Annotated in this window: 14 protein-coding genes; 6 read left to right on the forward strand and 8 right to left on the reverse strand. The window is 49.7% G+C overall.

Annotated features, from left to right (window positions below; translation table 11 throughout):
• Positions 1–270 (forward strand): YciI family protein, encoded by a 270-nt coding sequence (locus NDA01_RS04390; RefSeq protein WP_348227021.1) that lies wholly within the window; start codon positions 1–3, stop codon positions 268–270.
• A 157-nt stretch (positions 271–427) separates the two neighbouring features.
• Here the strand turns inward: NDA01_RS04390 and NDA01_RS04395 are convergent, their stop codons facing one another.
• From NDA01_RS04395 to NDA01_RS04405, 3 genes are read right to left on the reverse strand one after another with little or no spacing between them, the layout of a single operon-like run.
• Positions 428–1258: a cobalt-precorrin-6A reductase gene (locus tag NDA01_RS04395; RefSeq protein ID WP_348227022.1), complete on the reverse strand. Its 831-nt coding sequence runs from the start codon at positions 1256–1258 to the stop codon at positions 428–430.
• Positions 1259–1293: 35 nt separating this feature from the next.
• On the reverse strand, positions 1294–2043 hold the full coding sequence (locus tag NDA01_RS04400) for a class I SAM-dependent methyltransferase (protein ID WP_348227023.1): 750 nt from the start codon (positions 2041–2043) through the stop codon (positions 1294–1296).
• Between the two features lie 51 nt (positions 2044–2094).
• Positions 2095–2274 (reverse strand): hypothetical protein, encoded by a 180-nt coding sequence (locus tag NDA01_RS04405; RefSeq protein WP_190431540.1) that lies wholly within the window; start codon positions 2272–2274, stop codon positions 2095–2097.
• Between the two features lie 490 nt (positions 2275–2764).
• Here NDA01_RS04405 and NDA01_RS04410 point away from each other — a divergent pair, with 490 nt between their 5' ends.
• On the forward strand, positions 2765–5302 hold the full coding sequence (locus NDA01_RS04410; protein ID WP_399312822.1) for a sugar phosphate nucleotidyltransferase: 2538 nt from the start codon (positions 2765–2767) through the stop codon (positions 5300–5302).
• Positions 5303–5622: 320 nt separating this feature from the next.
• Complete coding sequence (locus tag NDA01_RS04415; RefSeq protein WP_348227024.1) at positions 5623–6132, forward strand: single-stranded DNA-binding protein; 510 nt, start codon at positions 5623–5625, stop codon at positions 6130–6132.
• Between the two features lie 87 nt (positions 6133–6219).
• On the opposite strand, the gene NDA01_RS04420 is transcribed toward NDA01_RS04415, so the two are convergent.
• From NDA01_RS04420 to lipB, 3 genes are all read right to left on the reverse strand, one after another.
• Positions 6220–6657 carry a hypothetical protein gene (locus NDA01_RS04420; protein ID WP_348227025.1) on the reverse strand — a complete coding sequence of 146 codons (438 nt, stop codon included), beginning with the start codon at positions 6655–6657 and terminating at the stop codon, positions 6220–6222.
• Between the two features lie 443 nt (positions 6658–7100).
• On the reverse strand, positions 7101–8006 hold the full coding sequence (locus NDA01_RS04425) for a lysophospholipid acyltransferase family protein (protein ID WP_348227026.1): 906 nt from the start codon (positions 8004–8006) through the stop codon (positions 7101–7103).
• A gap of 42 nt (positions 8007–8048) precedes the next feature.
• Entirely contained in the window at positions 8049–8789 is a 741-nt protein-coding gene (lipB, locus tag NDA01_RS04430) for a lipoyl(octanoyl) transferase LipB (RefSeq protein WP_348227027.1), read from the reverse strand.
• Positions 8790–8948: 159 nt separating this feature from the next.
• Between lipB and hpf the strand changes: the two genes are divergently transcribed.
• The gene (gene hpf / locus NDA01_RS04435; RefSeq protein WP_348227028.1) at positions 8949–9608 is read left to right on the forward strand and encodes a ribosome hibernation-promoting factor, HPF/YfiA family; all 660 of its coding nucleotides are present in this window, start codon (positions 8949–8951) and stop codon (positions 9606–9608) included.
• Between the two features lie 212 nt (positions 9609–9820).
• On the opposite strand, the gene NDA01_RS04440 is transcribed toward hpf, so the two are convergent.
• The gene (locus NDA01_RS04440; RefSeq protein ID WP_348227029.1) at positions 9821–10717 is read right to left on the reverse strand and encodes a metal ABC transporter permease; all 897 of its coding nucleotides are present in this window, start codon (positions 10715–10717) and stop codon (positions 9821–9823) included.
• Positions 10717–11526: a metal ABC transporter ATP-binding protein gene (locus NDA01_RS04445; protein WP_431193315.1), complete on the reverse strand. Its 810-nt coding sequence runs from the start codon at positions 11524–11526 to the stop codon at positions 10717–10719. Before NDA01_RS04445 ends, NDA01_RS04440 begins: the two co-directional genes overlap by 1 nt.
• Positions 11527–11626: 100 nt before the next feature.
• Between NDA01_RS04445 and NDA01_RS04450 the strand changes: the two genes are divergently transcribed.
• Both NDA01_RS04450 and deoC read left to right on the forward strand, forming a co-directional pair.
• Positions 11627–12670 (forward strand): metal ABC transporter substrate-binding protein, encoded by a 1044-nt coding sequence (locus tag NDA01_RS04450; RefSeq protein ID WP_348227030.1) that lies wholly within the window; start codon positions 11627–11629, stop codon positions 12668–12670.
• A gap of 116 nt (positions 12671–12786) precedes the next feature.
• Positions 12787–13491, forward strand: coding sequence for a deoxyribose-phosphate aldolase (deoC, locus tag NDA01_RS04455; protein ID WP_348227031.1), 705 nt, complete (start codon positions 12787–12789; stop codon positions 13489–13491).
• The last annotated feature ends 17 nt before the right edge of the window (positions 13492–13508 follow it).

Raw genomic sequence — 13508 nt, forward strand, 5'->3', positions numbered from 1 at the left:
ATGCCTAAATATGTGATGCAGGGACGTTACTGTGAGAATGTCCTAGAGAAACGCGCTCCTTTTCGCCAAGCTCATTTAGATGGTCTTACGGCTCAAAAGGCGGCTGGAACTTTGATGACAATTGGGCCAACGAAGGATTTGACTCAGTGCTTCGGCATTTATGAGGCGGAGGATGAGCAAACGGTTCGGGAGTTGGTTGAGGCTGATCCTTACTGGCAAAATGGGGTTTGGACGGAGTACAACGTTTATGAGTGGATTCAGGCGGTTTAACGCTTGTCGCCGACTACTTGGAGTAGTGGTCACGGTGTTGCTCTTGGAATCCGAGCCTTGGGGGATGTCCCCCAAACCCTCTTGTTGGAGGACGGTTGCGTCCTCCAAGCCTCCTCCAAAAGGGCGCTGGGGTCTAAAATTCGCTCTTTTCAAAGATTTAAGAGCTACAACTAAGGTACTGATGACAGAATTTCAGGGCTGCGGTTAGGTCGCTTGTTTGTTGCGGGTAGGTGATGGGGGGACGGGCGATCGCGACTAAGGGTATCCCTAATTCAGCAGCAACTTGTCGCTTTACGTCTTCTCCACCAGCAATGCCAGAGGATTTGGTCACGACTAAGGAGATTTGCCAATGTTGCCACAACGCTTTCTCTAGGTCGGGGGAGATGGGAGGACGCATGGCGAACAGGCGATCGGGAGTAAAGCCTGCGGCGATCGCGGCTTCAATAGCAGTAACGGAGGGTAAGAGCCGAGCAAATAAGGTGGCACGATCTTGCCAAGGGTGAAAGAGGACCAGAGGTCGATACCCCACAATCAACAACACCCGCTGCCCCTGAAGAATATCCGTCGCCACAAGTTCAGCAAAACTCTGAAAAACTAATCCCTTCTCCTGTCCCTTTTCATCCTTCATCCCTCCTCCTTCATCCTTCCAATCTGGTCGCTCAAACCGGAGATAGGGAATGCCAAGTTGGGTTGTGATGGCGATCGCGAGTTGTGAAATTTCTACCGCATAGGGATGGGAGGCATCCAACACTGCCACAATTTGTTGCTGTTGCAGGAAAGATGCGGCTGTCTCTACGGTTAATCGTTCGACCCTAAGAGTTTGGGTCGAACGATTAACCGCCTTCTCGACAGAAGAAACATAGAGCTGTTTGGCGGTTTCTGTTGTGACTGAGACGATACAAGATAATTGAGCTTCAGCGATCGCAGCAGCTAACTGAGCACTTTCTTGGGTGCCGCCAATTAACCAAATGCGTCCTTTTGTTTTCACTCAACTTGCTTATCTTTTTGAATTAAATTGAGGGTTCAAAACTGCACTTTATAGAGTTGAAATAACTCGCCAGTTTGGGTTTTGATAATTTTCCCGCCTGCCGCTTGAATTGTTTTTTTCCAATCCTCTAACGATTCTAAAAACACTTCTGCACCCAAGTAAGTTTCTAGAATGGCCCAGTTTTCTGCCAGGGGTGTGTCTGGATTCAATACGTCAAAGACAAAGGATGCTCCTGGTTTGAGGACTCGCTTCACTGCGGTCATTACTGCTTGCCAGTACTCCAATGGGTAGTAGCAACTAAAACCAGTGGCGATCGCCAGGTCAAAGAAAGCAGGCTCGTATTTGAGTTGATGAGCAGGAGCCAGTTCTACCCCTTTGAACAGCTTGGAGTTTAGTTGGGGGCCACGGGCAATCAACGTATCACGGGCAAAGGTGCTCATCTCTTGCCCATAAAATAAAGCGCCCCAGTCACGCCAGGGATAAATCAAAAAGCTCACACCACAGCCCAAATCTAAGCAGCGCTGATTTTTTTGGGGTTGAGCCATCTTCCAAAACGGAGAGGCAGTTTTCGTTTGCAGGGTTCCTGCGGTCCATTCTTGAAAAATAGGCATCGCTTCTACAGCTTCTGGCAGCTCAAAGGCTTCTCGGCGATATTCGCGATCGAAACGCTGGGCAACTCCAGCAATCTGGGCTTGCCAGTTGCCGCTAGAGGGACTTAACACATTAGAGAGCAGATCGCCTGATGAAAACGCTTTCGAGGAACGGCTACTACGTTTCTCAGACATCGCCTAATTCCTCTAACGAAGCTAAATTTCTGTAAAACACTACGCTTGTTTTTAACCCTTTAGGGCTTTGGTAAAGTTTTGGCGATAGGACTTATTGACGATCAGCACTGGCCAAAGCAGCCCTAAGTAGATTCGTCCTTGGCTAAAGTTCGTCCGCCGAAAACCGCTCCAGAACTTCCAGGCTCCACCTGCATAAGCACCTAGTAACAACAGGCTAAGCAGTGTAGTCATGTATCTATCTCTCCCATTCACACATCAACTTTAGCTGAGCGCCTACTCTACACTCAATGTAGCTTCGATTTGCTGGAAACGTATGCTTGGTCCTGACCTGACTTGGCGATCGCCAGAAAACTTAATGAATTAAGAACTTTATGCAGCAAATCGGAGATTTCAGTATTCTGTAAGAGCATGGATACGGTCTAAAAATTTCACTTCAATCGTAAGCAGAATCTAGATTACTTTTCTCTCTGCTATTCGTTAGTTTCTAGCGCTTGAGATAGTCACCCATTGCAATCTACAAGATGGTTGACCAGAGGGAGTGACTCCGCGATCCGGTTGGTTTGCTTTGTCAAGGAAGATGGCGCTAACCCCCATGAAGCTTACCTTCTGGAGGATACCCACAGTCTTACTGCCATAGGAGACTAGAGAAAACGAGTCATTTGACGACTGAGTACAGCACGCAAATAAAAACTAGGAAGGAGGATTTATGCGAGCAGTGCTGATGGCCGGAGGCTCAGGGACGCGGCTCAGACCGCTAACCTGTGATCTTCCTAAACCCATGGTCCCGATTCTAAATCGACCGATCGCTGAGCACATTGTTAATTTATTAAAGCGGCATCGTATTACTGAGATTATTGCGACGCTGCATTATTTACCTGATGTAATGCGGGATTACTTCCAGGATGGGAGTGATTTTGGCGTACAAATGACCTATGCCGTAGAGGAAGATCAGCCTCTAGGAACGGCAGGTTGTGTTAAAAATATTTCTGAATTACTTGATCAAACATTTTTAGTAATTAGTGGTGATAGTATCACCGACTTTGATTTAACTGCTGCCATTGAATTTCATAAACAAAAGCGATCAAAAGCAACTTTAGTATTGACCCGTGTGCCCAACCCAATTGAGTTTGGAGTTGTCATTACCGATGAAAAAGATCGCATTCGACGCTTTTTAGAAAAACCTTCAACTAGCGAAATTTTCTCGGACACTGTTAATACTGGCATCTACATTTTGGAGCCAGAAGTTTTAGGCTACCTACCCAACAATCAGGAGTCTGACTTCTCTAAAGATCTCTTTCCTTTGCTCCTCGAAAAAGACGAGCCAATGTATGGCTATATCGCTGAGGGATATTGGTGCGATGTAGGCCATTTGGAAGCTTATCGAGACGCTCAATACGATGGGTTGCAACAACGGGTCAAGCTGGATTACGCCTATGAAGAGCGATCGCCCGGTATCTGGATTGGTCAAAATACCCACGTTGACTCCACTGCCAAAATTGAAGCGCCTGTTCTAATTGGGCATAACTGCCGAATTGGGTCGAGAGTTCAGATCAGTGCTGGCTCTGTCATTGGTGACAATGTCACGGTAGGGGCCGACGCTGACTTGAAGCGACCCATTATCTGGAACGGGGCGATCGTCGGAGAAGAAGCTCATTTGCGGGCTTGCTGTATCGGCCGTGGCACCAGAGTAGATCGTCGCGCCCATGTGCTGGAAGGAGCTGTGATTGGGTCACTTTCCATCATTGGGGAAGAGGCTCAAGTTAGCCCCAACGTCCGCATTTGGCCGAGTAAGAAGGTTGAGTCTGGGGCGACGCTCAACATCAACTTGATTTGGGGCCATGCCGCTCAGCGCAATTTGTTTGGGCAGCGGGGAGTTTCCGGATTAGCCAACGTCGATATTACGCCAGAGTTTGCAGTGAAGCTGGGTGCAGCTTATGGTTCGACCTTGAAACCAGGCGCACAAGTCACGGTTTCTCGCGACCAGCGCAGCATTTCTCGGATGGTGTCGCGATCGCTCATTGCTGGCTTGATGTCAGTCGGGGTCAATGTCCAGAACTTAGAAGCCACGGCGATTCCCGTAGCTCGGACGGCAGTACCCACGTTATCGGTGCGGGGTGGCATTCATGTACGAGTGCATCCAGAGCGGGCCGACCACATCTTGATTGAGTTCTTTGATCAAAAAGGCATCAACATTTCTAAGGCACAAGAGAAAAAAATCGAAGGTGCTTATTTCAAAGAAGATTTTCGGCGTGCCTTAATTCACGAAATTGGCAATGTCGTCTACCCCAGCCAAATTATTGACATTTACAGCACTGCCTTTGAGAAGCACATTAACATTGAGGCCGTGCGGCACAGCAGCTCCAAAGTCGTGATCGACTACGTATACGCGGTTTCTGGCGCAGTCCTACCACAGTTGTTGGGCAAGTTTGGTTGCGATGCCGTCGTGTTAAATGCCAGCCTCAGCCAGAACTCACCAACCACAGCCGATCGCGAGGGCTTATTAAACCAGTTAGGCCACGTAGTGGAAGCGTTACGGGCCACCTTTGGCGTCCAAGTTTCTGCCAATGGCGAGCAGATGATTTTGGTGGATGAAGCAGGCATTCCGATTCGCGGAGAAATGCTGACTGCCTTGATGGTAGACATGATGCTGACCAGCCATCCACGCAGCACCGTGGTAGTGCCAGTCCATGCCTCTAGCGCTGTTGAGCAAATTGCGCGTCGTCATGATGGCAAGGTCATTCGCACAAAAGCTAACCCGACCGCTCTCATGGAAGCCTGCCATACCAACTCTCATGTCATCCTGGGTGGCAGTGGCGAGATGGGCTTTATTTTCCCGCAACTGCATCCTGGTTTCGATGCCATGTTCTGCATTGCCAAGATGATTGAGCTGCTAACCTTACAGGAGCGCTCCATTAGTCAAATTCGGGCCGACTTACCACGGGTTTGCCATCGCACTTATACCGTTCGTTGCCCCTGGACGGCAAAGGGGGCGCTGATGCGGCATTTGGTAGAAATTCATTCAGCCGAAAACTTAGAACTGGTCGATGGCGTGAAAATCTTTAACAATCAGCACGAAAGCTGGGTTCTGATTTTACCGGATGCAGGAGAACCGTTAGTCCATATTTTTGCCAACAGCGATGACCGTGGTTGGGTAGACGAAATTCTGCGCGAATATCGTGGACGAGTCCAAGACTTTGTCGATCGCGAGGAAGGGAGGGAAGATTCCAAAACTGAATCTTACAGCCTTTTGCAGATGTAGCGGGTAAACGTTATCAGATGGCAAAGACTTTGTCTAGCCTGAGTTTGCTGCCTGTTGGGACGCTAACTTACCTCAAGACCTGCGATCGCCGTCCTAACGGGTCCTGCAATTTCCTAATTCAACATCCAATCCAAGTACGAATGTACTAAAATTAAGATCAGAGAACTGATAGCTGAGATTGAGGAAAAGCTGTTTTCAAGCCCCAAAAAATCACTTAACTCTTAGGATGTGATCTATTAGGGTAAAGCATGAGTCACGATTGATATAACAGTTCCTGTCGCCCTAAACTGAACTCCCTGGGATTAGGAGAATTTTGATCTATGAATAGCTGTATCTTGATGGCAGAGATTATCCAAGACCCGCAGCTGCGCTACACATCTGATACTCAAACTCCGATCACGGAAATGATAGTGCAGTTTTCCGGGTTGCGGGCAGATGACCCCCCAGCCACCCTTAAAGTCGTGGGATGGGGCAACCTGGCTCAGGAAATTCAAGAGCGTTATCACCAAGGCGATCGCGTGGTGATTGAGGGTCGGTTGAACATGAATACAATCGAGCGGCCCGAGGGCTTCAAGGAAAAACGTGCTGAGTTAACGGTGCAACGCATCCACAGCTTAGATGGCACTTCCAGTAGTGCTGCTGTTCCTGCCACAACAACAACCGCTAGAGTCGCACCTGCACCCGCCGCTGCTCGCACCCCCGCTGCCACTACGGCTAACCGAGCTGCGTCCGCCGTGAGTACTCCTGACGCTGCCCCTAGAGCGGCAACAAAATCTAAGCCTCCAGCTCCTCCAGTTGCGGAACCAGACTACGACGACATCCCTTTCTAGCTCCAAGCGCTAGCACCATCTAGGTCATCTCTGTCAGAGCATCAGTTGTACTTCTGGTGCTTATTTTGCTTTGCCTATTTTGTTTGCTCAGAGAAAGTCTTGTAGAAACTCAAACGGATCATCATCCCAGCAGGGTTCTGGCCAACGGGTGAGCAGATTGCGGATGATATCTGTCTCAACATCGTGAATATCTTCTCGCTCAAATAGACCACCTAGAGCCGTTAAATCTCGTTCTCGCATGGGGGCTAGAGGAGCAGCGTAGCTATCGAGCAGGCTAGAAAACCCCTCGTATTCTGCTTCAGGCTGAGGCGGTCGCCAACTCCCTGCGTCAGAGGTTTGGGTAGGGACAATTCCTAGCGGCCCCATTCGCTCTGGGGTCAAAGATGGAGCTGACAGGTTGGCTCCGTATCTTGATTTAACTGCGTTTAGTCGTCGAGCGGGGGTAGAACGGGCCGCTTGAGTGCGTAAGAGATTCAACTCTGCCGGAAACGAGGTGGCATCGTCCGTGGAGGAAGGATTAAACATGGAGTGCACCAAATAACCGCCTCAATGCAGTCGCGCAGTCGAGCGGAGGAAAATTCACTGAAGCATGGCTTACAAGGTCTAGGCACCAGACTTAGAAGTAGGTGCAGCCATGTTGCGTTTTTTCAGTAGATGCAAAGCCTGATTAGCTCTTACAGCGGCTTGATGAATCTCACACCCAAAATTTGCTCAAGCAGTTCAAGCAGTTATACAGGTTTAGCGCTGTGATGACCTGATTGATTTTGTACTTTCCCTGTCCTCAACCTTACATCCCCCCACCAGGGAATGAGCAACCAAAAGTTACGTTTTTTCACGTATTCTCATTGCTCATATTGTTACTAAACGTGTAGTAATCCTACTGGATGAATTTGCTGAGGCTACGGCAAAAGCATCAAGACTAAAGCTTAATAGAGAACCGAGGGCTGCGAACTCTGTCTAAGGTAGAGCTACCGCTGGGGCGATCGCTTAGCTGCTGCCACTTCTGCCACCAATCGGTCTAGCTCAGCCTGCATTTGAGCGCAGACTTGCTGATAGCAGACTTCTACGTAAGCGCGATCGCTAGCAGCCGCTCGACCAGAGCGCTCGAAGACAATCGGAGTACAAACACGAGTATGAATTTGTACCGGAAGCGGAATATTTGGTACAGGCCCAATGCCGAGTCCCCAAGGCAATCCCAAGTACAGGGGAAACACCACCGGGTCGATCCCTAGTAACCAAGGCATGCCCCACTCGTGTAATTGCCGCGCTTGCTCATAAAAATCTCCTAGGACGAAGAAGGTATCGTGGGCTCCCTCCGAGATCACGGGGACAATCGGCACACCTTCCCGCAACGCTAACTTGATAAAGCCTCGTCGTCCTGCAAATTCTATTTTGTGCCGCTGATTGTGAGGCCGAAACACATCTTCTGGACCTCCGGGATAAACCAATACTGCTGCGTTGCGACGGAAGGCAGCGATCGCCATTTGTGGATGGGCAATCACGGCCCCAATCTGAGCCGCAGCGGGCGCGACTAAAGGAACAGGTGCCTGCCAAACACTCGGATGCATCAAGCCATAAGCTAAACGCTCTGGGCCAAAGCGCTGCACCCAGTCATACAAAAACATAAACATGTCAGGAGCAGCCAACCCGCCGTTGTGGGAGCCGACAATCAGCATCGGGCCTTGCTGGGACAGGTGGTGCCAACCATCTGTCTGCACTCGAAAATAATGGTGATACAGCCAACCCCAAATTGGCATCCAGGCTTGGATGGCTTGAGGATCGCGGTCTTCTAAAGACCAACCATCAAAGCGATGAGTAGCATCAGGGCGATCGCTAGCGGAACGGTAAAGAAAGGGGTTTAGATCGGGAAACAATGGCTTCTAACTGCTTTATTCAATCAAATTGCGTTCTTTAGCCTAGTCTAGAGCTTCACCTGTTGCCAAATCCCAAGGGGTGAGGTCATGGGTCACAGATTGCACTAGCTTGACCCCAAACACCTGAGCAAAGGCGATCGCCACTTGTTGTTGCACCTGCTCCAGATTTACGTCAGGCACAAACTCAGCCAAGCTGCCCACAGGCTTACCCGCAATGCCACAAGGCACGATATTTTGAAACCCTGTTAGATCTGGGCAAACGTTGAGCGCGAAGCCATGCATCGTAATCCAACGGCTGACTTTAATCCCGATCGCTGCTACCTTGCATCCTTCTACCCAAACCCCTGTTAAACCTGGGTAGCGCTCTCCCGGCAATCCATATGCTGCCAACACTTGAATCAATACTTCTTCTAGCTGCCGTAAATACCAATGCAGGTCTTTGCGATAGCGGTTCAGGTTCAAAATGGGATAACCCACGACCTGTCCTGGACAGTGATAAGTGACTTCTCCCCCCCGCTCCACTCGGCACAACTGCAAGTCAGTTTGAGCGGGATCGAACTTAAGAAAATCTAAGCTGGCACCTTGGCCAAGGGTATAAACGGGGGGATGTTGTAACAGGAGCAACACATCGCTGAGTTCTGGATCTTCACGCCGTTGGGCGACTAGCGATCGCTGCCAAGCCCAAGCCACCTCATAGGGCACCAAACCGGGTGTGTAAAGCCAGCAATCTTGGTAACGCAAGCTTGGTACGGAGACGCTGGATGGGGATGTACTTAATTCCATTAGCAAAAGCAAGCGAAATTTAACGCAATTTTAGAGTTTGTGTAAAGCGGCGAAATCAAGAATTATCAACAGATGCAAAAGATTTTAAAGGCCCCTGTTCTCCAGAATACAAAGTGCTAGGGTGAGACTAACACCCAAATTCCAAGGGGAGGAAGCTCTATGAAGCTTGTTATCCAGGGCAAAAATATCGAAATCACCGATGCGATTCATGAGTATGTGCATCAGAAGATTGAAAAGGCGGTTAACCACTTTCAGAATCTAATGACCGAAGTTGACGTGCATCTGTCTGTGGCCCGCAACCCCCGGATAAACCCCACTAAGCAAACCGCAGAAGTTACGATTTACGCCAACGGTACAGTCATTCGCGCCGAAGAGAGCAGTGAGAACCTCTATGCGAGCATTGACTTAGTTGCCGACAAAATTGCTCGCCAACTCCGCAAGTTCAAAGAGAAGCGGCAAGACAAAAACCACACGCAAATTCGTACAGGTGTAGTGGTCGATCAACTGCCAGTGGAGACTTTGATTGGCGATCGCACCCCAGAGCTACCTGAAGATGTAGTTCGGACCAAGTATTTCGCCATGCCGCCGATGACCATCCATGAAGCTTTGGAGCAGCTAGAGCTGGTCGATCACGACTTCTATATGTTCCGGAATGCTGAGACGGGTGAAATCAACGTGGTTTACGAACGAAATCACGGGGGCTACGGTGTGCTTCAGCCTCGCAATACGAACGGCCAGATCTCCACGAATGGCAAAAATGGCAAGACCGCCCATAGTAATCAGGCTGTGACAGAAAAACTCGATTCTGCGAAGCTATAACCAGCTTCTAGCCAACCAGTTCCAGACCAGAACCTAGGAGGAAGGATGAAACTACTATCTTTCCTCCTTTCTCGTTTTTATACTTTTTGGGTTGCCGGTGATTGAAGCCAAGACGCACAAGATGCACAAGGGGCGATCGCAATCACTTTAGTAAGATAACTTAACAATTTATAAAACATTTTGTTAGGCGATCGCGACTTAGTCACAGATAGCTAACCCGAGCCGCGCAATAGCCCCTTCAACTCCCGCCATAACAATGGTTCGCCTCGTTGAGCTGCGGGATATGTAAAAACTCCTTGCGTCGGGCTAAACAAAAGCGCTAACAAAAATAGCCCCGACACCACCAAAACAATGGCAGGGCCAGAAGGCACGTTGTAGAAATAACTGAGATACATGCCGCTGACACTCGCCACAACGCCAATGCCTGCCCCTAACCACATGACGTTGTGTAGCCGCTGCACCAGCAAGTAAGCCGTAGCGCCTGGGGTAATTAAGAGCGCCAGCACTAAAATGACGCCGACGGTTTTCATACTGGCTACGATCGTCAGGGCAATCAGCACCATCAAGCCGAAGTTCAACAGGTTCACGGGTAAGCCTGCGGCTTGTGCCCCTAAAGGGTCGAATGTGTAAAAGAGTAATTCTTTATAAAGCAGGACAACTACCAGCAAGACAAAAGCCGAGATCAAGGCTGTATCTAAGACTTCCTGCTGCGTCACACCCAAAATATTGCCAAACAGAAAGTGATTCAGGTCAATCTTGTTGTCTTTTTGAATCAGCGTAATCAGCGTCACGCCAAGGGCAAAAAAAGCTGAGAACACAATCCCCATCGCGGCATCTTCCTTAATGGGCGATCGCGCCCGAATCCAGGCGATCGCCATTGTGCTGAGCACGCCCGCAATGAATGCCCCGACAAAAATATTGGCTCCTACCATGAACGCGATCGCTAAACCGGGCAGTACTGAATGGCTAATCGCGTCTCCTAGTAAAGCTAAGCGCTGCACCATCAAGTAACTGCCCACGACCGCACAAATCAGCCCCACCAAGACCGCAATCACCAGCGATCGCTGCATAAACTCGTACTGCAACGGCTCTAGCAGTGCCTGCAACATTAGGCCGCTTCTCCCGCATGAAATACCACTTTGCCACCGTAGGCGCGATAGAGGTTTTCAGTGCTGAGCACTTGTTCGCGCGGACCACTCGCAATTAATTCTGTGTTGAGCAAAATCAAGTCATCAAAGTGCGTAATCGACTCGCCCAAATCGTGATTAATCACCACCACCACTTTGCCTGCGGCGGCCAGCTCATGAAAAATCTGGAAAATCACATCCTGGGTTTTTTGATCAATACCAACGAAGGGTTCATCGAAGCAATAAATATCCGCTTCCTGGGCGAGCGATCGCGCCAGAAATACCCGCTGCTGCTGTCCTCCCGACAATTGCCCAATGGGACGATGCCGATAAGCACTCATGCCTACACGATCCAAAGCGGCTGCGGCTAAATGCCGACTGGTGGTAGAAAAGCGACGAAACCACCCTGTCTTACGCACTCGCCCCAGCATTACTACATCCCAAACGGTGGCAGGGTAAGTCCAGTCAATCTGCGATCGCTGCGGCACATAAGCTACTCGCGCTAGTTGCTCGGCTAGCGGCTGCTCACCGAGTAAAACCGTACCGTGATTGGCTGGCACCAAGCCCAACATGGCTTGTAGCAGCGTACTTTTACCCGCACCATTCGGGCCAATAATCCCAACTACCCGCCCAGGGTGAATTACGAAATTAATATCTCTGAGAGCCTGTACCGCTCGGTACTGCACCGCCAACTGGCGCACCGAAATCTTGTGACTGCCATTCATATAGACTATTTGTGCATCTGGACACTGGGTTGAACCTGTATCAAAAGGCGGGGGTTGAGTCTTCATGGCAGCGTCTCCACTCAGCCTAAGCAAAAAATGAAAGGAATATGAAAATAGGGTAACTTAAAAAATGAAAGGAATATGAAAATAAATATTGACTTCTCATATGATTACTGCTCCACATCGCCCCCAAAGCGGTTACCCCCAAAGCGGCTATAGGATTCATAGTTACGGACAGGCGATCGCGGGCCTCTTGCTCAGTGTCTGGTTGAGTAGCTGCAATATCGGTTCCCAGCCTGCCCCTAATCAATCGGCTGCCAACGGGGCGGCTAAGCCCAGCGTAGTTTCTACCAGCACTATCCTGGCCGACTTAACCGCTCAGATTGCCGCAGATGAAGTGCAACTAATCGGCATCCTCGAACCTGGAACCGATCCACATGTTTATGAACCAGTGCCCGCAGACAGCCGAGACTTAGAAAAAGCAGATTTAATTTTTTACAACGGCTACAACCTGGAGCCAGGTTTGATTAAGCTGATGAATGCCGCTGGGGGGCAGGCCCAAAAAGTTGCCGTAGGCGAAGTTGTGCCACCGTTGCAGCTTCAGAAAGGCCAGAGAGAAACTGTCCCCGATCCCCACGTTTGGGGCAATGTCAAAAATGTCATGCAGATGGTCACGGCCATTCGCGATGCCTTAATTGAACTTTCACCCGACGATCGCGATCGCTTTACCCAGAATGCCGCTCAGCTCACCGCGCAGCTAGAAGAGCTGGACCAATGGATTACTCAACAAATCCAAACCATTCCCCCAGAAAAACGGCGCTTAGTCACCACTCATGACGCCTTTCAGTACTATGCTCGCGCCTACAATCTCGACATTATTGGCACCCTAATTGGCATTAGCACCGAAGAACAACCTAGCGCCCAAACTGTGCAACGCCTAGTTGAATCAGTGAAGTCGGCTCAAGTACCAGCCATTTTTGCCGAAACCACGATTAATCCAGCTTTGATCAAAACCGTAGCTCAAGAGGCAGGCGTACAACTCGCCCCGCGATCGCTTTACTCAGACTCTATTGGTGCTGCGGGGAGTGATGGCGACTCCTACATCAAAATGATGGTGGTTAATACTCAGACTATTGTTGAAGCGTTAGGTGGCAAGGTCACCCCCTTTCAACCAAGCCGCAGGCCACAAAGTACTAATCAAAAGCCGTAACCTGCAATTGTACTTATGGGCGATCGCCAAACTTTTTACAATTAGGCGTTAAACCTGAGCGAATGTCTTAACTTTCTGATACAAGTGGAAGATAAGCTTCTAGTGAAGAACCAGTAATGGCTGCATCTGAGATAGATATTGACCTTGCGCCGTTTATTGACCATACCCTGCTCAGTCCAATCGCTACACCAGAACAGGTCGAGCAGTGGTGTGATGAGGCAATACGCTTTAATTTTGCAGCAGTTTGCGTTTACCCCATCTTTGTGCGCCAAGCCACCCATCTCTTGCACAACAAGCGACCAAGAGTTTGCACAGTGATTGGTTTTCCTACAGGTGCTACCACCTCTGCCGTCAAGCTTTACGAAGCTCAAGAGGCTGTAGATAACGGAGCCACTGAATTAGATGTGGTGCTGAATTTAGGTTGGCTCAAAACTGGCAAAACCAACGAACTGTTTCAAGAAATTGCCGCCATCCGTGAAGCGACCGACCAAACAATTAAAGCCATCTTAGAAACCACCCTCCTCACGCCTCCCGAAAAGCAGACGGCAACTGAGATTTGTATGGATGCTGGAGTAGCCTTTCTCAAGACCAGTACGGGATGGCATGGGGGAGCAACTGTTGAGGATGTCCGCCAATTAAAGGAACTAACTCGCGACCGAGTGGGAATTAAGGCATCGGGTGGTATCCGCACCGCCCAGCAAGCTTTGGATTTAATTGTGGCAGGGGCAACTCGCTTAGGTACGTCTCGCAGCATCGATCTCCTGCGTCAGCGCGATACCCTAGAGGGAGTAGGAGGTAAGGGGCAGGAAGCTGATGGTTAGCGACCCTGACTTTTTGT

Origin of the sequence: Trichocoleus desertorum AS-A10 (assembly GCF_039962155.1) — a bacterium.
GTDB lineage: Bacteria > Cyanobacteriota > Cyanobacteriia > FACHB-46 > FACHB-46 > Trichocoleus.

Bases quoted from the DNA above. Each gene is read 5' to 3' on its own strand.
- deoC (WP_348227031.1), top strand. From the start codon at position 12,787: ATGGCTGCATCTGAGATAGATATTGACCTTGCGCCGTTTATTGACCAT.
- NDA01_RS04450 (WP_348227030.1), top strand. From the start codon at position 11,627: ATGATTACTGCTCCACATCGCCCCCAAAGCGGTTACCCCCAAAGCGGC.
- lipB (WP_348227027.1), bottom strand. From the start codon at position 8,789: ATGGAATTAAGTACATCCCCATCCAGCGTCTCCGTACCAAGCTTGCGT.
- NDA01_RS04445 (WP_431193315.1), bottom strand. From the start codon at position 11,526: ATGAAGACTCAACCCCCGCCTTTTGATACAGGTTCAACCCAGTGTCCA.
- hpf (WP_348227028.1), top strand. From the start codon at position 8,949: ATGAAGCTTGTTATCCAGGGCAAAAATATCGAAATCACCGATGCGATT.
- NDA01_RS04390 (WP_348227021.1), top strand. From the start codon at position 1: ATGCCTAAATATGTGATGCAGGGACGTTACTGTGAGAATGTCCTAGAG.
- NDA01_RS04410 (WP_399312822.1), top strand. From the start codon at position 2,765: ATGGCCGGAGGCTCAGGGACGCGGCTCAGACCGCTAACCTGTGATCTT.
- NDA01_RS04400 (WP_348227023.1), bottom strand. From the start codon at position 2,043: ATGTCTGAGAAACGTAGTAGCCGTTCCTCGAAAGCGTTTTCATCAGGC.
- NDA01_RS04420 (WP_348227025.1), bottom strand. From the start codon at position 6,657: ATGTTTAATCCTTCCTCCACGGACGATGCCACCTCGTTTCCGGCAGAG.
- NDA01_RS04415 (WP_348227024.1), top strand. From the start codon at position 5,623: ATGAATAGCTGTATCTTGATGGCAGAGATTATCCAAGACCCGCAGCTG.
- NDA01_RS04440 (WP_348227029.1), bottom strand. From the start codon at position 10,717: ATGTTGCAGGCACTGCTAGAGCCGTTGCAGTACGAGTTTATGCAGCGA.
- NDA01_RS04405 (WP_190431540.1), bottom strand. From the start codon at position 2,274: ATGACTACACTGCTTAGCCTGTTGTTACTAGGTGCTTATGCAGGTGGA.